This is a genomic window from Paraflavitalea sp. CAU 1676, from assembly GCF_029223285.1.
Lineage (GTDB): Bacteria > Bacteroidota > Bacteroidia > Chitinophagales > Chitinophagaceae > Paraflavitalea.
This window is the reverse complement of the sequence record NZ_JARHUJ010000003.1, coordinates 268,530-292,924: the sequence shown is the minus strand read 5'-3', so window position 1 is coordinate 292,924 and position 24,395 is coordinate 268,530. Positions and strand designations below refer to the sequence as shown.

General features: G+C 46.2%; 18 protein-coding genes and 1 pseudogene. 5 read left to right on the top strand and 14 right to left on the bottom strand.

All coding sequences use genetic code 11. From position 1 onward, the window contains the following. Positions 1-4 precede the first annotated feature (4 nt). Entirely contained in the window at positions 5-703 is a 699-nt protein-coding gene (locus tag P2H89_RS10060) for an NAD-dependent epimerase/dehydratase family protein (protein ID WP_275826589.1), read from the top strand. Next, entirely contained in the window at positions 693-1,871 is a 1,179-nt protein-coding gene (locus P2H89_RS10055; RefSeq protein WP_275826588.1) for a glycosyltransferase family 4 protein, read from the top strand. Before P2H89_RS10060 ends, P2H89_RS10055 begins: the two co-directional genes overlap by 11 nt. Here the strand turns inward: P2H89_RS10055 and P2H89_RS10050 are convergent. The 10 genes and pseudogenes from P2H89_RS10050 to rfbF form a co-directional block, all read right to left on the bottom strand. Then, complete coding sequence (locus tag P2H89_RS10050) at positions 1,853-2,809, bottom strand: glycosyltransferase (RefSeq protein ID WP_275826587.1); 957 nt, start codon at positions 2,807-2,809, stop codon at positions 1,853-1,855. The two genes, P2H89_RS10055 and P2H89_RS10050, sit on opposite strands and share 19 nt — an antisense overlap. A 24-nt stretch (positions 2,810-2,833) precedes the next feature. Then, the gene (locus P2H89_RS10045; protein ID WP_275826586.1) at positions 2,834-3,721 is read right to left on the bottom strand and encodes a hypothetical protein; all 888 of its coding nucleotides are present in this window, start codon (positions 3,719-3,721) and stop codon (positions 2,834-2,836) included. 9 nt (positions 3,722-3,730) lie between these two features. Beyond that, complete coding sequence (locus P2H89_RS10040) at positions 3,731-4,990, bottom strand: glycosyltransferase family A protein (protein ID WP_275826584.1); 1,260 nt, start codon at positions 4,988-4,990, stop codon at positions 3,731-3,733. Between the two features lie 5 nt (positions 4,991-4,995). Then, the gene (locus tag P2H89_RS10035; RefSeq protein WP_275826582.1) at positions 4,996-5,733 is read right to left on the bottom strand and encodes a cephalosporin hydroxylase family protein; all 738 of its coding nucleotides are present in this window, start codon (positions 5,731-5,733) and stop codon (positions 4,996-4,998) included. Beyond that, positions 5,708-6,586 carry an NAD-dependent epimerase/dehydratase family protein gene (locus tag P2H89_RS10030; protein ID WP_275827385.1) on the bottom strand — a complete coding sequence of 293 codons (879 nt, stop codon included), beginning with the start codon at positions 6,584-6,586 and terminating at the stop codon, positions 5,708-5,710. The genes P2H89_RS10035 and P2H89_RS10030 overlap by 26 nt, the downstream gene beginning before the upstream one ends. 6 nt (positions 6,587-6,592) lie before the next feature. Next, a complete protein-coding gene (locus P2H89_RS10025) occupies positions 6,593-7,555 on the bottom strand; it encodes a class I SAM-dependent methyltransferase (protein WP_275827383.1) in 963 nt (320 codons plus the stop codon). 84 nt (positions 7,556-7,639) lie between these two features. Continuing rightward, positions 7,640-7,819: pseudogene (locus tag P2H89_RS10020) on the bottom strand (SAM-dependent methyltransferase); the annotation flags it as partial. 1 nt (position 7,820) lies between these two features. Continuing rightward, positions 7,821-8,366 carry a dTDP-4-dehydrorhamnose 3,5-epimerase gene (gene rfbC, locus P2H89_RS10015; RefSeq protein WP_275826581.1) on the bottom strand — a complete coding sequence of 182 codons (546 nt, stop codon included), beginning with the start codon at positions 8,364-8,366 and terminating at the stop codon, positions 7,821-7,823. Continuing rightward, positions 8,363-9,439, bottom strand: coding sequence for a CDP-glucose 4,6-dehydratase (gene rfbG, locus P2H89_RS10010; RefSeq protein WP_275826580.1), 1,077 nt, complete (start codon positions 9,437-9,439; stop codon positions 8,363-8,365). The genes rfbC and rfbG overlap by 4 nt, the downstream gene beginning before the upstream one ends. Beyond that, positions 9,433-10,209, bottom strand: a complete 777-nt coding sequence (gene rfbF, locus P2H89_RS10005; RefSeq protein WP_275826579.1) for a glucose-1-phosphate cytidylyltransferase — start codon at positions 10,207-10,209, stop codon at positions 9,433-9,435. Before rfbF ends, rfbG begins: the two co-directional genes overlap by 7 nt. A 154-nt stretch (positions 10,210-10,363) precedes the next feature. Here rfbF and P2H89_RS10000 point away from each other — a divergent pair, with 154 nt between their 5' ends. Further along, entirely contained in the window at positions 10,364-11,866 is a 1,503-nt protein-coding gene (locus tag P2H89_RS10000) for a lipopolysaccharide biosynthesis protein (RefSeq protein ID WP_275826578.1), read from the top strand. A gap of 59 nt (positions 11,867-11,925) precedes the next feature. Here P2H89_RS10000 and P2H89_RS09995 read toward each other — a convergent pair whose 3' ends face one another. The 3 genes from P2H89_RS09995 to P2H89_RS09985 are packed head-to-tail and all read right to left on the bottom strand — an operon-like array spanning position 11,926 to position 18,574. Next, a complete protein-coding gene (locus P2H89_RS09995) occupies positions 11,926-14,865 on the bottom strand; it encodes a sensor histidine kinase (protein ID WP_275826577.1) in 2,940 nt (979 codons plus the stop codon). Positions 14,866-14,870: 5 nt separating this feature from the next. After that, positions 14,871-15,629: a LytTR family DNA-binding domain-containing protein gene (locus P2H89_RS09990; RefSeq protein WP_275826576.1), complete on the bottom strand. Its 759-nt coding sequence runs from the start codon at positions 15,627-15,629 to the stop codon at positions 14,871-14,873. Positions 15,630-15,640: 11 nt separating this feature from the next. Then, positions 15,641-18,574, bottom strand: coding sequence for a sensor histidine kinase (locus tag P2H89_RS09985; RefSeq protein ID WP_275826575.1), 2,934 nt, complete (start codon positions 18,572-18,574; stop codon positions 15,641-15,643). Between the two features lie 176 nt (positions 18,575-18,750). Here P2H89_RS09985 and P2H89_RS09980 point away from each other — a divergent pair, with 176 nt between their 5' ends. Continuing rightward, positions 18,751-22,059 (top strand): DNRLRE domain-containing protein, encoded by a 3,309-nt coding sequence (locus P2H89_RS09980; RefSeq protein WP_275826574.1) that lies wholly within the window; start codon positions 18,751-18,753, stop codon positions 22,057-22,059. 66 nt (positions 22,060-22,125) lie between these two features. Here the strand turns inward: P2H89_RS09980 and P2H89_RS09975 are convergent, their stop codons facing one another. Continuing rightward, entirely contained in the window at positions 22,126-22,902 is a 777-nt protein-coding gene (locus tag P2H89_RS09975; RefSeq protein WP_275826573.1) for a menaquinone biosynthesis protein, read from the bottom strand. A gap of 53 nt (positions 22,903-22,955) precedes the next feature. On the opposite strand from P2H89_RS09975, the gene purB reads away from it, so the two are divergent. Further along, positions 22,956-24,299 (top strand): adenylosuccinate lyase, encoded by a 1,344-nt coding sequence (gene purB / locus P2H89_RS09970; protein WP_275826572.1) that lies wholly within the window; start codon positions 22,956-22,958, stop codon positions 24,297-24,299. Positions 24,300-24,395: the final 96 nt, after the last annotated feature.

Here is a 24,395-nt window from a genome sequence, read left to right as displayed (position 1 = left end):
GGCTATGGTGATAGGAAATGGATTGGTTGCCCGGAGTTTTGCGCAATACAGGGAGCGTGAGGATGTCGTAATGTTTGCGTCGGGTGTTTCCAATTCGAAGACGAGTACGGCGGCCGACTTCCTGCGTGAGCAGGACCTACTGACGAATACGCTCAGCAAGTTTGCCGACAGGCATTTTGTTTATTTCAGTACTACCAGTATCGATGATCCCGACCTGAAGGATTCGGCGTATGTACAGCATAAGCTGCATATGGAATCGATCATTACCGAAAAGGCCTCCCGCTTTAATATTTTCCGGGTTTCGAACCTGGCCGGCGCTTCTTCGAATCCACATACCGTATTGAATTTCTTCTTTTATCATATCGTTCACCAGGAGCCATTCGACCTGTGGAAGAATACGGAAAGGAACATTATTGATGTGGAAGATGTGGCGCATGTCGCCCACTATATTCTGGAGAATGGTCTATTCAGGAATGGTGTGATCAATATCGCCAATACCGGTAATTATCCCGTGCCTTATATTGTGGCCTGCATGGAGGCCTGCCTTCAAAAGAGGGGTATCTATACTGAAAAGGAACTGGGGCATCATTTTTTGATCGACACTTCTACCGTATTACCTGTGTTTAAGGCCCTGGGCATTCATTTTTCAACGGAGTATCTGCCTGGCCTGTTGCAGAAATATTTTTCAGCGCATGAAGCATAAAGCTGCCATCATTAAACGCAAACTCGAATACATCGGCATGCTGCCTTTTGTGCTGGCTGGCCGTTTGTATGGGAAGTTATTTCCACTCAAAGAACCTACCAATGTATTCCTGTTCTATTCTTCGGCCGATATTGGCGGCGCGCCCAAGGTGAATGCAGATATTGCCGATTGCCTGGCCAATGAAAAACCGCTGATCATCTTTTCGAAGAAGCCGAAGAACAATGGCCACAAAGAGCTGTTTGCGCATCACCGGGTGCTCGACCTGCACAGCAAGATCGATGACAAACGATTCCATTTTGTCAATTTCTTCTACCGGGGGGTGCTGGCCTCGTGGATCAACCAAAGCGAGCGGCCGGTGATCTTTGGAGGTGAGTGCATCTTCTTTTACAAGATGCTCGCGCATGTAAAAAAAGATACCCGCCGCATAGAACTTTGTCACCTCGATACCTGGCTACCCTATTCCATTGGTTTTATCGACCTGATTACGCGCCGGGTATTCAGTACGATCAAACTGCAGCAACAGGTAGAGGCCCAATACCGGGAAAACAATGTTCCCGATGAATTCTTTGGCCGTCTTTCCTTTGTAGAGAACAAGATCGATATACCTCCTTATGCAGAAGTGCAGCACGATATACTGGAAGTGGTATTCATTGGCCGCGGCTCTCCCCAGAAGCGCGTGCCCCTAACGGCGGCTATTGCAGAAAAACTGCATGCACTCAAGGCGCCGGTTCATTTCTCCTTCGTAGGCGACGTAGAGAACTCGATCGACATCAGCCGTTACCCATTCTGTAAGTTCTATGGTAATGTTCGCGATGAGGCATTGATGAAAAGGATCTACCAGGAATCGGATGTGCTGATCCTTACTTCCGCTTTCGAAGGGCTGCCCCTGGTAGTGATGCAAATGATGGCCCATGCCAAAGTGGTACTGTCTACCGCTGTGAATGCCATTCCCGATTATATCGGGCATATGGACAATGGGTTGCTTATTCGCGCTACCGAAGAAGAAGCGATCGTTGATGAAGGAGTAGCGCTGATTCAATTGTTATTGAACGATCCTTCTTTGAAAATAAAGCTGGGTAAACGTAGCCGGGAGCTGGCTATCCAAAAATTCAGTGGCGAAGTCTTCTGCCGTCATTACCGCGAACTGTTTCAACTCCCCTGCCGCTGACGCGTAATACCTGTCCACAGCCAGGATAACAACATCAATGTTTTGGAGAAGGGGCCGATCTTCAGGAGCGATACCGGCCATCTGCGTTGGTGATTGACCATTGTGCAGATCACTTTGGGTATTTGATTTGCCCCGTTATATTGCTCAAGAGTTTGTTTATCGCGCACCTGCAGGTTCCTGAGCATACGCCAAAAATGATCATATACTGTAGCTGAGCGAAGGATCGGTAATCCCAGTTTGTTCAGTACATACAGGTTTTCGGGGATCTCTACCTCGGGCTGGCGGAATACAGCTTTTGTGATCTGATGGGCATTCATCCCGATGTTTACGATGGGGGCCAGGATAGCATGGAAGGGTCCCTGCCGTAGCAAGCGGTGATAATACTCCACATCAACCAGCCATTTCAGGTTTTCATCATAGAAAAGCTCCTGGTCATTCCTCACCATAGTGGTACTGGGATGCCCAATTACATTAAACGCGATGATACGGTCCGGATTTCGCCGTAAGCCGTTTATGTCGGCGCTCAGCGGTAATACTGTGAGCTGTTTGCCGCTGGCTTCTTCTACATGGGTATACCCGCTGTACAGGAAGGGAGCATTCGTTTGAATGGCTGCTTCGGCAAACTGCTGCAGGCTGTTGGCCCCGGCAAACCAGTCGTCGTCGTGCATCATCTTGATCCATTGGCCCGAGGCCAGGTGAATGCCGGCATTCCAGTTGCCGGGTGAGCCCAGTGCGGGGATATTGCGCTGGTAACGGAGCGGAAACTGATGTTGGTAGGTCTTTACCAGCGAGGCCACCGATTCGTCGGGACTGTCGTCGGTAACCACCACCTCAAAATCGCGGAAGGTTTGTATGGCGACTGCGTCCAGCGCCCGCCGCAGGTAATCGGTGTTCTTGTATGCAGGGATACAAATGGATATGAAAACGGTAGTTGACATTTTTTAGAACATGAGTCATTGACTTCAATAGTCGTTAGCGCACCAGGCTAATCTGAACATGCTTAACTTTTCACTTTCTTTGGCTGCTTCATAAAGCCTGGTTTGATTATCGGACACCAACAGATTTTCCTGTTGGCCAGACCAGAAAATATTTGCATTCTTACATTCATTCAATGGATATTGGCGTCCCAAGTTGTCGATAATATACACTTCCTGCCCGTTTTCGATTACCTGACGGGTCATACTGTGCCGGCCGCTTTCGAATAAGTAGGCTCTGAATTTGTTTTTAAAGGGCTTGGTCCTAAGGTTTAAAAATTGCTCTCTTTGCATTATAAATGCGTTACTCCGCACATGCGGGTTGGGGAAGTTAGGGAAAAGCCAACGCCAATAGAAGTGTGATTTGATCAATAATTTATAACGTCGGAAATTTTCAGCAGGACTTACTGCATTACTCCAGTTGAAGCGGTTTTGTCGTAGGATCACTTCATAGTAGCTTTGCCATGAAGCTGTAGCGCCAATTAAGCCAACATTGCGTTTACTTATTGCATTCATGTATAAAGACAGCCAATTGTTTGCTAACAGGACTGAATAACTGTTGAGGAAGAGGATGTAATGAGTATCTAGTTGTCCTGCAACCCATTTGTAAGCTTCAAGGTCCTGCCCTTTCATCTTGTAAACACTGATATATTTTACGCCTTTTAATGTGGCATATTCATGATATGGTGTTGCGTCCCGTTCATCGTTCAAGCCATTAAATAATAAAACCAGTTGATGTTCGTATCCACTTACGTGTGACACATAAGAATCGATGAATGATATGAACAGATCCGGTCCAAACGGCACCCAAATCAAATGTACAACGGCAACCGTATGAGATTGAATTGCTGACATAGTTCTTCCTGGTGATGGCATTGGTCTACTTTAAGACTTCTTATCTACGGTCGACATGTGTAAAGAAGGGAAAAATGTTTTGCGGAGGTAAATGTACCGAATCACTTGCTGTATACGTGATATAATTTTTTGAATTCCGTTCGAATATCGAAAGTGATGAGGAAGGATGGTTCTTTTTACAACCTGGCATGCGTCATAAACGTTCCGGATGTTAAGTTCTCTTGTATCCAGGTAGATTGTTTCGCTAATAGGAGAGTATTTATTCTTAACACCGGCTTCAAAGTGCTGTAAGAAAGGAGCCTTGGTGATCAGATCCTTTGCGTAAGGTAGTAGATGGTTTTTTTCGGCAATCTGTATTATTCCTTCAATCAATTCATTGTACTTGTCTTCGTTGCCACAATGTTGCGCTTCGTAAAGTGTATTTGCAATTACTTTCTTAATATCCGGTGCAGGAAAGGATGGTATTTTGTCGTGGGCCTGCAATAGCGCATCTGCAATGGCTATATTTATAGATTTAAGGAACACAATTGAGGAATGGAATGGAAGGTTGTCTTTGTTGAGCTTCAGATCGTTAATGGCTTTTTGATCAACCTTTGCATTAACGGTAGCATAGCCAGTACTATGTTTAGAAGTGGCATTGATACTTAAGGGAAATTCCAACCGGATATACTTTTTTGTCGAAGCGGCAACGACCGAACTGGAATAAAAGTCGGGGATACGGGAATGGAAAAATTGACCTCCAAAATCAGCTTTTAGTTTACGAATCAGTTCAATGCTGATAAACCCACCGTACAGACTGGGAAATTGAATTGAGTGAATAATGCTCTTCGAAAATATTTTTTGAATCTCTTGTTTACTGTCGACAATCCGGTAATAATTTCCCATTGGGATCATGAAGTGAGGATTTAGCCCTGGCCAATTGTAATTACCGAATCTCCATCCGATTGCTTCTACAGCATGTTTAGAAAGCAAAGATGCAGCTGTGGCAAGAGCACCGGGTATTAATCCATCATCATCTCCCAAGATAGTTACAAATCCTTCATGAACGTGTTCAAGCGCAAATTCCCAATGCCTGCTCATAGAAAGCCGCATTCCCGGATTGATGTAAGTTATCCGGGGATCGCTAAAAGAATTCACTACCTCCAGGGTGTTGTCATTACTAAAATTGTCGCTTACAATAACGGCAAAGTTTTCATACTGCTGTTCTATTACAGTCTTGATGGTCCAATAGAGCGTGTCAGGTCTTTGTATAGTTGGTATTACCACGGTTAACTTAGGACTAATTTTCATCCGTGTTATTTGATGCGTTTTAAGTACCCTCCAGGGGCAACACTGATCAATAACTTATTGTCGATCGAATTATCAACCTTAAACTGGTCGTTGGTTTTCAAAAACTCCTCTACGGCAGTTTGTGGGTTATTGGCGACGCCCCATGGTCTTTGTTGTCCCAAATAACCTTCGGGTAGATGTTCGACTATTGTATCAAAGACGATCAGGTAAGAATCGGGTGTTACAAAGGGAGCATAAAGTTGCAATTCCCTTAATACATGATCATGCGTATGGTTAGAATCAAGGCATACCATTATTTTCGTTTTACCTTCCGCCAGTTTCACCACTTCCTCTACTATCTGCTGATCGATTGATGATCCGGAAATCATCTGAATGCGCTTAAACATGGGATGACTCTCGATCTCCTTACGGTTGTGTTCACGAATATCGATGTCGATGCCTACCACTTTCCCGTGACCGATCAGTTCCATTAGCGATGCATAGTAGATCAGTGAACCACCATGGGCAATACCAGTTTCGATGATCAGATCTGGTTTTATTTCCCAGATCAATTCCTGCATTGCGAGCATGTCTTGTGGATATTGGATAATCGGCCTACCCATCCATGAGAAGTTGTAAGAATAATGTGCTATATTAGATGCAGTATTAAATTCCTTCGCAGCGGCTTTCAGGGATTCGTTGCTTCCATTGTTCTCAATTCTTTGTTTTCTCTCCTCATTAAATACCTGAATTGGATTGCTCATCGTGTAAGATTGTTTTAAGTTTTGTAATATCACCCCAAAAACGCATGGGTTCAAAATCGGGGTAAGGGTAATAGCCTAAATTGAGTTCAATTTGTTGTCCTGTTCTTTTTAGATATAATTCAACTAATTGTTTCACGCTAACAGGTGAACCGCTTGCTACATTAATGATTCCCTCAACTTTTTGCTGACTGGCAATTCTTACGAGAATGTAAGCTACTTGTTCTACTGGTAAATAGTCACGCAGTTGTTCTCCCCCACTCATATTAAATTTCTCATCCCCATTCTGAAGAGCCGTTTCTAGCTGTGAAAGTAGCGAGTTGGGGTGTTGTCCCGCGCCATACATGTAGAATAATCTTGCCCATTTAAAACTCAAATTATTGGTTTTCTGCAAATTAGCCAAAAAAATCCTCAACTCGTTTTTCGCTTTTGCGTAGGCATTTGTTGGTTCGGGATTAAGACTTTCTTCTAATTGACCATTGTGCATGCCATATTCAAAACAAGTGCCAACAACAGTTAGATCCTTAAGGCCGTTTGATATCAGGTTCTTTAAAAATTGTTGATGACGGGGTAGATTTTGAGTGAGGTGGAAATCTGCTTTGTAATTGGGCAAACCTTCCCAGGCAAGGTGTATGAGTATATCTGGACTATTCAAGTAAGTAAAATAGTTTGTGGAGTCATCTATCTGCTCAAGATTTAAAGGAATATAGTTGACCGACCTAAACCAGGGGGCCGATGCTGCTTTTTGAGCATGTGTGGAGGTTGCAGTAACATTGAACCCCAGTTGTAAAAGTATGTTTACAACATAAGGTCCTATGAAACCTGTAGCTCCTGTGACTAACACATTTTTCTTCATCAAGAATTACACAATTTGAAATGTCGGAATCGGAATTACAAACTTGCCCTGCCAATCTCTGATATAGGAAAGTTGATCTATTATTTCCTCTTTCAGGTTCCAGGGTAAAATAATTACATATTCGGGCTTGGTTTCCTTCAGCCGAACTTCACTCAAAACAGGGATATGGCTGGCAGGCAGCCATTTGTTTTGCTTATGAGGATTTGCGTCCACAACGAATTCAATTAGATCGTTCTTGATACCGCAATAGTTTAACAGTGTGTTTCCCTTCGCTGCTGCGCCATATGCTGCGACTCTTTTATTGTTGCGTTTTTGTTCGATCAGGAATGTGGTAAGGTCCAGCTTAACCTGCAAAGCCTTTTGCTGAAAGCCGTCATAATATTCCAAGGTTTGCATGCCTTTGCTTCTTTCTTTTGCTAATACAGTTTCAAGCCTTTCGCTAATAGATCGGGTGTTGTCTGCTTTGTGTTTGGCGTATATGCGCAGTGAGCCTCCGTGTGTGGGAATTTCGTCGACATCGAACAGTTCAAGCCCCTGTGCAGCAAAAATTTGTTGAACGGTATAGCACGACAAATAGGAGTAGTGTTCATGGTAAACAGTATCAAATTGGTTATTGTCTACCAATTGCATTAAATGAGGAAACTCCATGGTGATGATTCCTGTAGGATTCAATAAAATTTTCATGCCTGCGACAAAGTCAACTATGTCGGGTACATGTGCCAAGACATTGTTACCCAGCAAAAGATCAGCTCCAATTTTTCTAGACTTTAATTCTGTAGCCAGTTTTACTCCGAAAAAGTCTATCACTGTTTCAATTCCTTTATCCATTGCTACCTGTGCTGTATTGGCTGTTGGTTCGATGCCCAGCACGGGAATACCTTTCTCCTGGAAGTATTGAAGCAAATAGCCATCGTTGGACGCAATTTCTACAACTTTTGAGGTAGCATCGAAGCCAAAATGTTCTATCATTTCCTCTGTGTACTTTTTCGAATGTGCCAGCCAGCTTTGAGAATAAGATGAAAAGTATACGTAATCTCCATTAAAGATTGAATCCGATTTTTTATACTCATCTATTTGTACCAGAAAACATTTATGGCATGTATAAACCTTTAAGGGAAAAAAGACTTCGGGCTCGTTTAGTTGGCTATAAGTTAGAAAAGAGTTAGATGCTGGTGAGTTGACCAAGTCTAAAAATACCCGCTTAAGCTCTGTCTTGCAAAATCTACATTGCATATTAAATTCCTTTGAAGTGTTGGTCTAAATAGGGATGCGTTTTGTCACGGTCAGATATAATGCTAACTGATAAGGGCCATTGAATGTTCAACCTCGGGTCATTGTACCTGATTCCCCCTTCCGATCCGGCCGTATAAAATTCAGTATGATGGTAAATAAGTTCACTATTGTCTGAAAGGGTTTGAAATCCATGGGCAAAGCCTTCAGGAATGTACAGCATCTTTCTGTTAGTTGCCGACAATTCTGTTCCGTACCAATTCATGAAAGTCTTAGATTCTTTGCGCAAGTCCACGATAACATCAAACACAGAGCCGGCTATGCAACGAACCATTTTTATTTCACGAAAAGGCGGGCACTGAAAATGCATACCTCTTAGCGTTCCCTGGCGAAAATTTGCTGAATGATTAAGTTGAACCCATTCTTTGTCATGTCCGATAGCTGAAAACTCTTTTTTGCAGAAAAAGCGGGCAAACCATCCTCTGCTGTCCGAGTATTGCTCAATGTCAATCACGTAACTCCCTTCAAGTGTAGTCGGGGTAAAAATCATAGAGAAAGGTATTCGTGGATCTGGTTAATGGTAAAGTTTGAGCGATGTTGGTGCGGTTGCTTGTACCACTCTATCGTCCATCGTATTGCCTCAGCTGCCTGCAGTTTGGGTTTCCATTTTAATTCCTGGATAGCTCTTTCGATAGATAATTTTAATAACCCGGCTTCATGGGGTTGATCCTGGTTACTTGCATCCTGCCAGTTACCCAGCCCCCAGGCATCTATGGCGGTTTCTACAAGTTCCCGCACAGTGAGGTGATCTTCGGGCTGAGGGCCGAAATTGTACGCTTTGGAATATTCAAAAGGGGCCAATTTTAACCTGGCTGCCAATGAAAGGTATCCCAATAACGGTTCCAGCACGTGTTGCCAGGGGCGAACAGCTTTGGGATTGCGGACTTCAATTGTTTGATTGGCCTGCAGCGATCGAACTATGTCGGGAACGATACGATCTTTACTCCAGTCACCTCCGCCAATCACGTTTCCGGCCCGGGCAGTGGCGATACATTTGTGATGGCGGTCTATTTCTGTTGGGTTGAAGAAACTACTGCGGAATGCCTCAACCAGGATTTCCGAACATGCCTTACTTGCACTGTAGGGATCATATCCGCCCAGTGGATCATCTTCCCGGTATAAGATGTGTTGTTCTTTGTTGTGATAAACCTTATCAGTAGTAACCACTACTACTGTACAAGGCCCGGATAGCCTATGAACAGCTTCAAGCACGCTGGCTGTTCCCGTTACATTGATATCGAAAGTCTCTGTAGGTTTTTCATACGAACTCCTAACCAAAGGTTGAGCTGCCAGGTGAAATACAAAATCTGGCTGGTAACTACATAGCGAAGCGGAAATTTGATCACGATTTCGTATATCGCCGAACTCACTTTCTCCCATTTTTAGAGGTGCCAGTGAATCGAACAAACCATCGGCATAGGAAGGAGGCAGTGCATATCCCTTTACCGACGCACCAAGGGTGTGCAATAATGCCATCAACCAGGCACCCTTAAATCCGGTATGGCCTGTGATAAACACTTTCTTACCGGAATAAATGGCCGATAAAGACTCAATAGTTACCATATTTTCCATTTTGCAAGATTGTGCTGCCATAGGTTCTCAAGTTCAAGTTTGTCTCGCATAGCGTCCATAGGCTTCCAGAATCCGTCATGTTTATAAGCCAGAAGCTCGTGATTTTGCGAAAGTTTTTCAAGCGGCTCATCTTCCCACATCACATTGTCTATGTCACCCGACAGATAATCAAAAACGGCGGGTTTTAAAACAAAGAAGCCTCCATTTACCCATCTGCCGTCTCCCCTTGGCTTTTCTTTAAATGAGAGCACTGTTCCGAAGCTGTCCATTTCCATACCACCAAAGCGGGCATCGGGCTGTACAGCGGTTACTGTTGCAATTTTTCCATGCTCCTTGTGAAACTTCAACAGAAGTTCCAGGTTGATATCCGCTACGCCGTCACCGTAAGTGAGCATAAAATCTTCGTTACCAACGTATTTTTGTATTTTTTTTAATCGCCCAGCTGTTTTTGTCTCTAAACCTGTATCTACCAAGGTCACAGTAAAAGATTCAGCATTTGTATAGTGAACGTCGACTTTATTATTGCCCAATTCGATCGTGATATCTGAATTGTGCAAGTAATAATGCATGAAGTATTCTTTGATCAGATATCCCTTATATCCCAGGCAAATTACAAACTCATTAAAGCCGTAGTGGCTGTATATCTTCATGATATGCCATAAAATTGGCTTTCCGCCGATTTCAACCATTGGTTTTGGACGTGTACCGGTTTCTTCGGCGATCCTGGTCCCCAATCCTCCAGCAAAAATGACTACTTTCATAATTGAAAAAAAGTTGCGCAAAACTAATTTTATTTTTCCTATACTGATCTGGCCAAATTAAATTAATTAATTGAGGGTCAAATTTCAGTGTAATTGTAGCTATCGCAGTATTTTTAAGCCCTTTATAGGAAATATTCGTCAATTTTTTAATAATATGGGGCAAATACGGAAGCAGGTTTTACAGTCATCCTTCCTTTCATACATTGGATTTGGGATCGGTGCCATCAACACCTATCTTTTTACAAAAAAGGGCCTTTTTACCCCTGAGCAGTACGGCCTTACACAAGTTATCATCAGCATTTCACAGATACTTGCCCCCCTGTGTACGTTAGGCATGACTGGATTCATGGGACGATTTTTTCCTTACTATTATGGCAACCTTTCTAACAAAGAGAACGATATGCTTATGGTTGCTGTACTTTTTAGTGGAATTGGGGCACTGTTGGTATTTAGCGGCTGTATACTCTTTGAGCCTTGGGTGATAGAGCAGTTTAGAAAGCGATCCTCTCTTCTGGTTGAATATTATTATTGGGTGTTGGTGTTTTCATTCTTCTATTTCTGTTTCACCTTGCTTGAAAGTTACCTGGGGACCCTAAAAAAGACTGTATTGCCCAATTTTATGAAGGAAACAGTTTATCGGCTTTGTGTAATGATTTTAATAGGATTATATGTATTCGAAATTATTAATTTTGGGATGTTTGTGATCCTTTTCTGCTCTGTTTATTTGATCAACGTTTTAATTATTGTTGTTTATCTCTCTGTAACTCGTCAGTTTTATTTCGCCATAAGGTTTAGTTTTGTTACCCGCCGTTTCAGAAAGAATATCCGGGCATATGTAAGTTTTATGTATGTTGGAGTTGCCATCAGCAATATAGCACGACAAATCGATACCCTGGCGCTTGCCGGCGCCAAAAACCTGCATGAAACAGGCGTTTATTCGCTCAATCAATTTACAGCAGCAGTGCTTCAGGTTCCCTATAGGGGCCTGCAGGCTATTGCCGGCCCGCTCATTGCCGAGCATTGGAAAAATAATAACTATGCTGAGATCAATCGTATCTATCAACGATCTTCCATTAATCTTTTTCTGATTGGAAGTTTTCTGTTCCTGAATATCTGGCTTAATTATGATGAAGGGTTGACAATTTTGAGGATCGACGCTGATTTTGCCGCGGGGAAGACGGTCTTTTTAATGCTGGCATTGTACAATGTTTTTGAACTGGGCACAGGTGCCAATGCTGCTCTTCTGGGCACATCGCCTGCGTGGAGATTTGAATTTTATTCCGGACTTGCGCTCTTGGCTTTATCCATTCCGCTAAACATCATCTTTGCCAAATGGAAGGGAATGGAAGGTGTGGCGCTCGCCTCTGCAGGTACCCTGGTTATCTACAACCTTTTTCGTTTGTGCTACATCAAGTACCGCTTCGATATGTGGCCCTTTACCATAAAAACACTATACGCACTTTTACTCGTTTCAGGATGCTATTTTGTAAGTTGGTATTTGTTTGAAGGCATGCATGGTGTAGCGGGTATTTTAGTTCGCTCTACGACTTTTTCCGTTTTAGTGCTTGCCGGTGTAGCCTATTTCCGGTTAACGCCCGATCTGTTTCAAGTTGTTGAGGTCGTTAAGAAGAGATGGGCACAGAAAAATAAAAAGTGAAATGCTTTCGCTATATCACAAATTCAGACTTACAGCGGTGCAATGCAAGTTTTAAACTTTTAAGATTTGCCCGCATCTGCCAGCGGAAATTGTAACAAAACACGGGTTCCAAGGGCCAACCCATCTTTTTCCAGGTCCAGTATCTCAATCAATACAGGCGTGGAACTGTTTCTGTTAAGCATATCGATGCGCCTGGCCGTCAGCGACATGCCTTTCGATTGATATTCGATGACGATCTGGCTCTTGTATTGGGAAGCTTTCCGGCGCCCTACTCCATTGTCCTCCACCTGGCAAACCAGGTAGTCCTGGTGCACGAAGAATCGAACGGTAATATGTCCGCGCTGGTTGACCAGGTGCCGTACACCATGGCGGATGCTGTTTTCGACATAGGGCTGCAGGATCATAGGCGGGATATCCAGACTATAGATGTCTACCTCTGGAGCTACTTCTACCGAATAGGTGAACTGATCTTCGAACTTGGTTTTCTCCAGTTCGAGGTAAGTAGTCAGGTAATTGATCTCTTCCTCCAAACTGATCTTTGCCTGCGATGAGATATCGAGTGTAAGCCTGATCAGTCTCGAAAATTCGGTAATGAATTTATTGGCACCCCGCAGGTCTTTATCGATCACGTATTGCTGCACCGAATTGAGGCTGTTGAAAATGAAATGCGGGTTCATCTGTGCTTTGAGGGCCATTTGTTCGAGATCGGCCATCTTGCTATTGATCTGTATCTTCTCTTCGTTCAATTTCCTGATCCGCTTAACGCGGGTGTAAACGATCATCCATACCAGGCAACCTGTCAGTACTAATAACAACAACCTTATCCAATTATTCTCCCATAATGTTTTTTCAACCTCGAAGGTGATGTGCACCATTTCGCTTGCGACACCAAACTTGTTGATGGCCTGTAACTGCAGCTCGTAATGCCCCGAAGGCAGCGATGGATAGCTCAACACATTGGCCCTGGTCGTTTGCCAGGTATCGTTGAGCCCCTGTAACCGGTAGCGGTACGTGACATCGCCTGCCGACCGGTAGGATATGCCGACAAATTCAAAACGTATGGCATTTTGGGCGTGTGGCAAAGTAAAACTGGTGTCGTAGGCGGCTGCTGTTTTGCCCGCAATTTCGATGCCGGTGATGCGCAGGTGACAATAAGAATTGAGCGCGAGTTTGTCGTTGTCGAAATAAGTAACGCCTGCTGCCGAGCCAACATACACGTGTGAGCCTTGTACATGGATACTGGTAACCATATCTGCTGCAAGACCGTTGGACGAGGTGAGGTTGGTGATCTGAGGTTTACCTTTATCAAAATGTATGCGGCTCAATCCTTTGTCGGTGCCCACCCAAATGTAGTTGCCGGCAACGAACAAGGTACGGCATATGTCGCTCACCAATCCATTCGCCGACTTGATAGTGTGGATGATCTGGCCGTTCCTGAATCCAACGATACCTCTTCCGTTGGTAGCTATCCAAAGTGTACCATCGGCAGCGGCGGCGATTGCTGCAATACGGCTTTTGAATATGGGAAAGCTGTCGCCCAGGAATTGTTGCTGTCCCAAACTATCGACCGTATGAAGACCCGAGAGTGTACCGACATAATAAGTTCCCCCCTGCACATAGGAACAGGTAGAGCGGCCATGCCACACCCTTCTCCAATTGTAATCTGATAAGCGTCGACCGACCTCAAATACACCCTGGTTGGTACTCACCAGGAAACTATCGTTGTGCACCATGATAGATTTAGTAGAGTTTGCGGCGAGCTGACAATTTACCATATTGCCCGAAGGAGTATATTTATACAGACCCATGTCGCTGCCGAATATGATCTGGTTGCTGTCGTAACTAAGGATTGCGTTGATGTTACCATGTGTAGGAGTCTTCAGGCGGTGATTTAATGAGGGATGCAAGGTTTTGGCATCGAGGGTCCACAAGGTTAGTTGGGAGGTGCCCACCAGTAATTGTTCACCGATCCTGGTTATACTGAACACGCCCAGGTTGTTGTTGTTGTTATCCGTAAACGAAACGGTTCTGAATTCGAAGGAGCTGATCCGGATCACCCCTTCGCCGTTGGTAACAAACCAGTAATTCCCTTCGCTGTCTCTGAAAGTACCATTGATCATCATCTCTTTGAGGCAATGCCTTTCCAACTGGTGTGTTCTCAGATCATACAAGTAGGTGCCGTGCGCCGTATTGATGGCGGCCTGCCATTGGTGTAGTGTCGACAGGCTGATAAATTGGGGTGGCACCAGCAAAGCAGATCTTGTATTATTCAATCTGTTAATGAATACCAGGCTGTCCTGATCCTGGTAAACTTCCATCGAGGGGGTTAACAGGTAATTATGATAGCCTGCGGGCCAACAGGGATAGGGGGTGCTCTGAAGCTTTGTTTTGTTGGCGTCGAATGTGATTTTTTTAACGCTATTTATATAGGCAAAGCCGTGCACGCTGCTGATGCCCTCGAAAGTTCCATCGGCACTAATACCGCCTATAGAAGGGCTCATCGTTTTACCTTCAACAGTTGTAAATGACTTTGTTAGCCCCTTACTTGAAATAGAGAGTATCGATGTTGACGACACCATTATGATATCGCCGCTGTTGTCTTCCACGATGTCTACGATCCTGTCGGTAAAGGATAGCTTTTTTAAGATAGAATCATTCTCCTGGTTATAGATCTTTCCTTTCCAGTAGTAACAAACGGCGCTGCGGAAGGGCATCATCCACACCCGGTTGCGCGAATCGACAAACAATTTGAGCACTTCATTGTCGGGCAAGCCATCGCTGACGGCAAAGTTTTTGAATTGTGTACCATCGAACCTGCTTACGCCAGTTTCGGTGGCAAACCAAAGAAAGCCTTCTTTATCCTGCAGCCCATGGTACACCACTGTACCTGCTAAACCGTCCTTGACGCCGTACCGCGCATAGCTGTATTCCTGGCTGTAGGCGGCAATGCTCAGCAAGGTGTATATCAACACCAGTATGGCTTTTCTATGATCGCGCATTAGGGTTATTGCGGTTTGGTCAACCCAAAGCGGGCCATCAATTCCTCTTTACGGCGCGTGGCCACTTCCAGCGTGGTGCCATCTTCCATTTCGATTAATCCTCCCCTGCCCCGGTGGTATTTTGCCACGTAGTTGATGTTGATGATATGCGAGTTGTGGATCCTGAGGAACATGTCGTCCTGCAAAAGGGACTCGTACTCTTTGATATTCTTGGAAGAGGTGATCTTTTCCATGCCTTTAATGTGAAAAACCGCATACCCGTTCTTCGATTCGCACCGGATAATATCGGACAGCGAAACGAAGACATACCCTTCTTTAGAAGGCAATGCCAATTTTTGTACGGCAGCGGCCGGCTTTTTCAGGTTGTAGAGCAGGTTTTCAATACGGGTGTTCACCTGGCGGGCCTTTATTTTTTCGGCGGCTTTGTTGACGGCAGCAATCAATTCGTCAATGCTCACTGGTTTCAACAGGTAATCTAGTGCACTGTACTTGATCGCCTTCAACGAATAGTTGTTGAAAGCCGTTATAAATATTATTTCAAAATTGACCGGTTTGAGGCGGTCGAGCAGGTCGAAGCCGCTGCCAAAGGGCATTTCAATGTCGAGGAATACCAGGTCGGGTTCCGTTTCCTGGATCAGTGTAACGCCTTCCTCCGCGTTATCTGCCTGGCCTTCTATGGTTAATTGCGGACAAAATTCTTCCAGCATCAATTTCAGGATGCGGTTGTTCTTGGGTTCATCGTCGATCAGTACAGCACGTATCATTTCTTTTGGTTTTAGGACCTGCCGCATTCTTCCAGGGGAAACTTGACGGTTACCCTTGTTCCGGCAGGTATATTATTGGTTTCAAGGTCTTCTATGTCGATCAATACTTTTGAGCTATGATTCCGGTTAAGCATTTCAATGCGCCGGGCAGTGAGTGTCATGCCCTTCGATTGATATTCGATGGCCATTTCACTCTTATATTGGCTGGCTTTCTGCCGCCCGACACCGTTGTCTTCCACACAACAGATCAGGTAGCTTTCATCTGTCTTAAACGATACGGTAATATGGCCCTTCCTATCGAGCCGGTTGCGAACACCATGACGAATACTGTTTTCCACGTAAGGTTGCAATATCATGGGGGGGATGAACAGCAGGTCAGTATCTACCTCCGCTGTGGTTTTGACGGTATAGGTGAATTTATCTTCGAATTTCGTTTTTTCCAGTTCAAGGTATGTAGCGAGATAGTTCGTTTCTTCGGCAATACTGATCCTTGCTCTGGATGAGATATCGAGGGTGAGCCGGATCAGCCTGGAGAACTCGGTGATGAACTTATTGGCGCCTAATATATCCTTGTCGATCACGTACTGTTGCACCGAATTAAGACTGTTGAAGATGAAATGCGGATTCATCTGCGCTTTCAGGGCCATTTGCTCCATGTCATTGATCCGGTTCGTGAGTTGCATTCTTTCGTCATTCTGCTTTCTGATCCTTTTGATGCGGTGATGTACAAAAATCCATATCAAAACCCAGGCAAATATTACGGCAAGTATCCTGAACCAGGTTTTCTCCCAAAGGAATTGCCTCACATTGAAGGCAACCCGTATCATGTCGCTCTCTACTCCGTATTTATTGGTGGCGATCACCTGCAGTTCATAATCGCCCGAAGGCAACGACAGATAATTGAGAAAGGTTTCCCGTGTCGTTTGCCAGGCATCGTTGAGGCCAGTCAGCCGGTAGCGATAAGTGACATCGCCGGCTGATCGATACGAGATCCCAACAAAATCGAACCGGATACCATTACCCGAGGGAGGTAACTGAAATCCGATAGTATCTATTGGCAAAGCAGCTCCACCCGTGCTGATGGAAGTGATGCGTAGTTTGCAAAAGGAATTGCCGGATATCTTATCGGCATCAAAAGTGGTGACACCGGCGGGTGTACCTGCATAAACAGTAGAGCCTTCTATGTAAATGGCATTGATGATGTCGGCGATCAATCCATCTGAACGGGTATAGGTCGTAATGTTACAATTGCCATTGTCATATCGAACGCGGTTCAACCCTTTATCTGTACCTACCCACAGATCGTTCCCAGCGATAAACAGGTTGCGGCATATATTGCTGGTAAGGCCGTCTTTTTGCCGGAGATTGCAGATGATCTTTCCGTCTTTATAGCCAATAACGCCTTCACCATGGGTGCCAATCCAGAGTGTGCCATCCGGGCTGCCCTCCAGGCCTGTAATCCGGTTCCGCAGCAATGGATGTTTTTCGCCCAACCATGTCTTTTTACCCGGAAAGTTTACAACATACAAACCGTCAGTTGAACCGTTGTACATCGTTGTATCCAGCAAATAGGAACAGGTAGATCTGTGGCCCAGAAAGTAATTAAACGGTTGCATTCCCTCACGATAGGTCAAGATTCCCTCATGCATGCTGGCGATTATTTCATCATTTAGGTTCCGGAGCGACTTAATGGATACGTTCGCGTTGATTTTTTTTACTACGCCTGCGCCGGTAATATTGAAAATATCTTCATCTGTTCCCAGGCTGATCGATCCTGAAGTAAAGCCACTGATCGCCGTTATCTTGGACTTCAAAGAAGTGGGAATTTGCCGTGACCCGGTTTTACCTGTTGCTGGGTCGATCATAAACAATGCCCCTTTATCGGAACCAGCATACAGGATATTTTTGTGCTTATACAAGCTGAATATAGGTAGGGCGTCATTGCCGGTTCCGGAGAATACATAATTAGTGAATTCAAATGACCCAATGCGGAAAATGCCCGCCCCTCCGGTCATAAACCACCAATTTCCTTCTGAATCTACCAATACATTATTGATCGTCTTTCCTTGCAGGATCAGTCGGACCGGCTGATTGGTTCGCGTATTGAAGAGGATTGCTCCATCTCCGGTATTGATCGTGCAAAGGGTATCATTAATAATAGAAAAGCCATTGAAGCTTTCGGGTTTGGAATAGCAGTGAATGGCATTGTTGCGCTCGATCAGAATCGAATCTTTGTTCAGGAAAAGATTGTAGTGGGAAGTATAATAGGTTGCCGGGTTGGACACGGGACGATAAACATAATCTTTTTCTGAAACCACTTCCCCTTTTACATTGAAAGTGACAGTTTTTATTACTGATACAGAAGTAATGTGCAGCATCGCGAGCGCAACAAAATGACCGTTTTTGTCAAATCCACAGGAGCCGCTGGTGAAGGTGTAGTTGTTGACCTTATCAACCTTTTTGTAATAGCCTTTTTGATCGAGAAAATAATAGGCCTGGTTCCCCCTCAGCATCATGTTGCCGTGCAGATCTTCCTTGAAATCCAGTATTTGTCCTTCGGCTTCTAAGCGGTGCAGCAGGGAATCATTGGTAGGGTTATAGATTTTCCCATTTTGGTAATAGCACAGCGACTTGTTGAAGGGAAGCATCCAAACCCGGTTTCTGGAATCTACGAGCAGGCGAAGTATTTCATTGTCGGGCAGGCCATCTTCCGTCGTGAAGTTGCGGAAATGGGTGCCATCAAAACGGCTTACGCCCGTTTCTGTGGCAAACCAGAGAAAACCATCCTTATCTTCCTTGCCGTCATAAACGACCGAGCCAACCAGTCCCTTGTCTACATCATAACGGGCATAACTGTACTCCTGGGCGGATGCAGGTATGGTATATATTAGTAAAATAAGTACTGCCAGCAGCGTTGGGAAGCCCCCGGCTTTACAAATGTTCATAATTGTTATTGGATTGTTCCCCGGCATGGCAATTTGACATCCGGGGCGGCCGTTTATCCGTCACACAATACCGCTTAAAGTGCACAGTTATGGCTCAAGTCTGCACACTTACTCAACGGTACCGTGTTAACCAGCTAAAATAGTATTTTTAGAGCCAGTAACCCTAAATACGTTACATGAAATCAGCAACTCTACTCACCTTAGGTATTCTTTTAACTTTTGTAAGTATCGGCCAGTCGCCCCAGTGTGTAACACTGCGGGGTAAGTCCGGTACCGGCCAGTACCGCCAATGGCTGATCAGCAGCTACAACCAAACCGCCAGCGACACCACCGGACCGGAGATCGTTGCCGCCGGCTGGACCTGTAATGCGCAAGGCTACCCGACCTGTAATTTCCGGAGCCTCATCTGGTATAACCTTAGTCAGGTTCCTGCCAACGCCACGATCGTGAGCGCTCGGTTATACCTCTACGCCCACAAATCGGCGGTGAACGGAAACGTTGGCATGCCGACTTATGGCTCGTCCAATAGTGCTGTACTTCAGCGGGTCAGCAATGCCTGGGGGCCTTCTGTAGGCTGGGGGAATATCCCGGCCGCCTATACGACCAGTCAGAAAGTACTGGCACAAAGCACCAGTACCGCCCAGGATTATGAGATCGATGTAAAAGATTTTGTGCAGCAATGGGTAAGCGAACCCGCCAGCAACCATGGTATGCTGCTCAAATTGCAGAATGAAATAAATTATAACAGTCTGGTATTCCATTCGGGCAAGTCAGCCGAAAGCCTGCAGCCGCGCCTGGAGATCTGTTATACCACCCCTCCTCCACCGGTTAATTGCGCCAATGCTGTGATCATCCGGGGCGACCGCCTGAGCGGCAGGTTCAAACAATTGCACCTTACCACGATGAATAACACCCAGGGTGATACTTCGCAACCCGAAATGACAGCGGCAGCCTGGACCTGTAATGCCAATGGTTTCCCCACCTGCAACTTCAGAAGCCTGTTCCGTTATGATGTAAGTCAGGTTCCGGCTGGCGCCACTATCACCAGCGCCACCCTGTATCTCTACGCCCATAAAAATGCGAAAAACGGGTATGCAGGTCAACCCACGTATGGAGACAACAATGCGGCGCTCCTGCAAAGAGTCATCAACAACTGGACACTCACTAACACGGGTTGGGGCAATCAGCCGGCCGTCACCACAGCCGGACAACGTGTATTGCCACAAAGCACGGGTACCGCGCAGAACTATACCGTTGATCTGAAAGACCTGGTGCAGTACTGGGTCAACCAACCCGATAGTAACTATGGAGTGCTTCTCCGATTGGCCAGTGAGCAGGCTTACAACAGCATGATCTTTTACAGCGGCCAGGGGGCAGACTCTGTGCAACCCCGCCTGGAGATCTGTTATACCTCTACCGCACCTGCGCGTTGCGGCATATCGTTCAGGGATAGCGTAGTGACAAATTCATGGACACACCAGTTTATCGCTACTCCCGATGCCGGCAATAACCGCCGTCCCGTAAGACTGTGCTGGTCATTTGGTGATGGAAAAGACACTTGTATCAATTATAACCCCGCGAGTCCATTCAATTACTACGGAGTAAGCCATACCTACAAGCAGGCTGCCACCTACCAGGTTCGGTTGATTGCGGAATTTGAAGGCAGCTGTGTAGATACTACCATCTTACAGGTTACAGTAAAAGCACCCACTACGCCACCTGCCTGCGATAAGCAATTGGTCATCAAAGGCAGTCCCGGCGCCCAGTTCAGGCAACTGCTGCTGTCCAGTTATGCGCCCTTTGCGGCTGATACTACCCAGCCGGAGATCGTTTCAGCGGCCTGGACCTGTAACGCTATTGGCGAATCCATCTGTAATTTCAGGAGCCTGCTGCGGTACGACCTGCGCGCGCTGCCTGCAAACGCCATCATTACCGGGGCTAAATTATATTTATACGCGAAGGCCAATAACATCAATGGATATTCTGGTAGTCCTACATTCGGCAGCAACAATACATCGTTGCTGCAACGGGTCATTGCGCCCTGGCAGGCGGCTGGCACCGGCTGGAGCAATCAACCAGCGGTTACCTCCACTGCACAAAAAGTACTGTCGCAAAGCAGTGAACCCCGCCAGCATTATGTGATCGACATGAAGGATTTTGTACAATACTGGGTCAACAAACCCGATAGTAATTATGGAGTATTGCTGCGCCTGCAATCGGAAGGTTATTACAACAGCATGGTCTTTAACTCGGGCCAGGCCACGGATTCGCTGCGTCCCAGGCTGGAGATCTGCTATACTGTTCCTAATACAGGTACAGATAGTTGCCGCGCTAATTTCACCGATTCCATCGTAGGCAGCAACTCGCTCAACAGGAATTTCACGGCCGCTACCTGGAACTCCCGTAACAAACGGCCGATCCGCATCTGCTGGTCGTTTGGTGATGGTAAAGATACCTGCATCAACTATCCTGCTGCCGGCAACCTGCCATGGTATGGTACGGGGCATCAGTATCAGACGGCTGGTACCTACAATGTATGTGTAACCATACAATACGACGGAGGTTGTAGCGCCAGCTATTGCCGCAAGATCACCGTATTGGGCGCGCCGGCTCCACAACCCTGCACTACGACGATCCTGTTGAAGGGTGACCGTGCGAGCGGCAGGTTCAAACAACTGCATATATCTACCATGGCGCCGTATGCAGCCGATACCACACAGCCCGAGATCACTGCGGCTGCGTGGACGTGTTACGGAATCGGCTATTCCACCTGCGATTTCAGGGCCATCATGCGCTACGATGTAAGTATGGTGCCGGCCAATGCGATCATCAACAGCGCTAAGCTGACGCTCTATGCCAACGCCAATGCGAAGAACGGATATATTGGAAACCCAACTTATGGTGAGAACAATACCGCCTTACTGCAACGTGTAACAGCGCCCTGGGCCATGGCTGGTACCGGATGGGCCAACCAACCGGCTACCACGGCCGACAAACAAAAGGTGTTGGCGCAAAGCAGCTCTCCCCGCCAGAACTATGTGGTGGACGTTACTGACTTTGTACAGGGATGGGTAAAGACGCCTGCCTCGAACAATGGTATGCTGCTGAGGTTGCAAACCGAACAGTATTATAACAGCATGGTCTTCCACTCTGGTTCTTCGCCCGATTCGGTGCGGCCAAGACTGGAGATCTGTTATACCCTGCCCGATGCCGATACCAACAAGGTAGAGATGAAGCTCTACCCCAACCCATCCTTCGGACAGCTGCAGGCATGGATACTTGCCAACAAGGATGAAACCGGTGATGCGAAACTGTACGATATGCAGGGCAACCTGAAGAAAACGATCACCAACCAGATCCGTTGCCGTGCAGGCATCAACCTGGTACCTATCCAGATCAACCGTGGTGGTGTTCCTACAGGAAACTACTACGTGAAGATCAGAGTTGGTACAACTACCAAGACCTTCAAGATCTTCCTGCTGTAAAAAGCATAGACATAAGAAAAGGGTCTGACCATTTTATCTGGTCAGACCCTTTTTTATTTCGGTTAATTAACGGCTTGTTGCGGGCACGGTCTGCGCTTGTTTTGTTTCCTCCGTGAGTTTGGATAGAAACAATTTCAGTGCTTTTAGTTTCGCGGCATCGAGCTGGTAATCGATGTAGTGTGTATAGTAGGCATGCAGGTCGAAAACCGGGTAAGGCGTAGTGGCCACCACGCTGGGAATGCAGTTGACACCCGCGGCATTAGCCTGGTTGAAGGACTCGATGAAATCGGCCGGGAGTTGTTTATTGCTGACCCAGGCGGCAAAAACGAAGGGTAAACCCGTCATTGCTTTCCAGGCTTCGCCGAGGTCATATACGTATTTGGAGGTAGCACGCTGCTCCAGGGCACGGTCGCCGATCACGACGCCGGCTGTAGTGCCCTTAATATCGGCCCGGTAATCGGTACGGGTATCGACCAGGCGGGGGGTAATTTTCCAGTGTTCGCGCAGGAGTATTTTGGCCAGCGCTACTGAAGTACGGCTTTGGTAGTCGAGTAAAACGGTCTCAATTTGCTCTATCGGCACTTCGCTGAACAGGCAAACCGATGCTACGGGACCGTTGCAGCCGATGCACCAGTCGGTATTGATGTGGTATTCTTTCAAATGCGGGATCACGGCTACCGGCACCAGGCCCATGTCGATCTTTCCATCCAGCAGCATCCGGGCAATATTGGCGGGATAATCTCCGATCAGTTCGATCTGTTCCATCACCGGCGACTGATTCAAGCCATAAATCAATGGCTTGGTATTCAGATAATTCACGATTCCAACCTTAATCTTCTCCAATTCATTTAATTTTACGGCGCAAAGTTAATAGAATATTGATATAACAACTGTTCATGGATTTACACGCACTCACAGCAATTTCCCCTATCGACGGACGCTACCGCCATCAGGTACAGCACCTGGATGAATATTTTTCGGAATTCGCCCTGATGAAATACCGGGTTTTGGTAGAGGTTGAATACTTCCAGTTTCTGGCCGATAAGAAGTTCTTTACATTGACAGCCCCCGTACGGAAAGCCCTGCGTGAGGTGTTGGACAACTTTAGCATCGACGATGCTATGCAGATCAAAGAAACAGAAAAGATCACCAACCACGACGTAAAGGCCGTGGAATACTTCATTAAAGACCGATTAAAAAAGGTCAATGCCGAAAAGGTGAGCGAATGGGTGCATTTTGGCCTCACTTCGCAGGATATCAACAATACGGCCATCCCCCTTTCGTGGAAACAGGCCGTGGAGTTTGAATACCTCCCTGCCCTGCTCAACCTCAACCGCCAGCTCGAACTGCTGTCGGACGAATGGAAAGACATTCCCATGCTGGCACGCACGCACGGACAGCCGGCCAGTCCTACCCGCCTCGGCAAAGAGATCAGGGTATTTGTGGAAAGGCTCGAAAACCAGGTGGAGCAATTCATCTACGTTCCGTTCACCGCCAAATTTGGTGGTGCTACCGGCAATTTCAATGCACACCAGGTGGCCTATCCCAACAAAGACTGGGTAAAGTTGGGCAATAGTTTCGTGGAAGGTGTACTGGGCCTACAGCGCCAGCAGTTCACTACCCAGATCGAACATTACGATTTCCTGGCGGCGCATTTCGATGGTATGAAACGCATCAACACCATCCTGCTCGATTTCTGCCGCGATATCTGGACCTATATTTCCATGGATTACTTCAAGCAGCAGACCAAAAAGGGCGAGATCGGCTCTTCGGCTATGCCGCATAAAGTAAACCCCATCGATTTCGAAAATGCAGAAGGAAACCTGGGTATTGCCAATGCATTACTGGAACACCTGGCATCTAAACTTCCGGTCAGCCGTCTGCAGCGCGACCTTACCGACTCTACCGTACTGCGCAATATTGGCGTCCCATTTGCCCATATTATTCTTGCGCTTAAGTCGATCGAGAAAGGTCTGGCCAAACTGGTACTGAATGATGAGCGTATCTACAACGATCTCGACAATAACTGGGCCGTGGTGGCAGAAGCGATCCAAACGGTATTGCGCCGCGAGAACTATCCTCAGCCCTACGAGGCGTTGAAAGAATTGACGAGGGGAAAGAATGGCATCAACAAGCAGTCTATCCACCAGTTCATCGACGGACTGAAGATCACCGCTACCTTGAAGAAGGAATTGAAAAAGATCACTCCGCATAACTATATCGGTACCAACCCTGAATAGATAAGCGCGAAAATTGATAGAAGAGCCCATTGAGCAGCCGCGAGGCGTTCGATGGGCTTTTTCGTTGGAACCTGGTCACGGGTTAAATCTGCACTC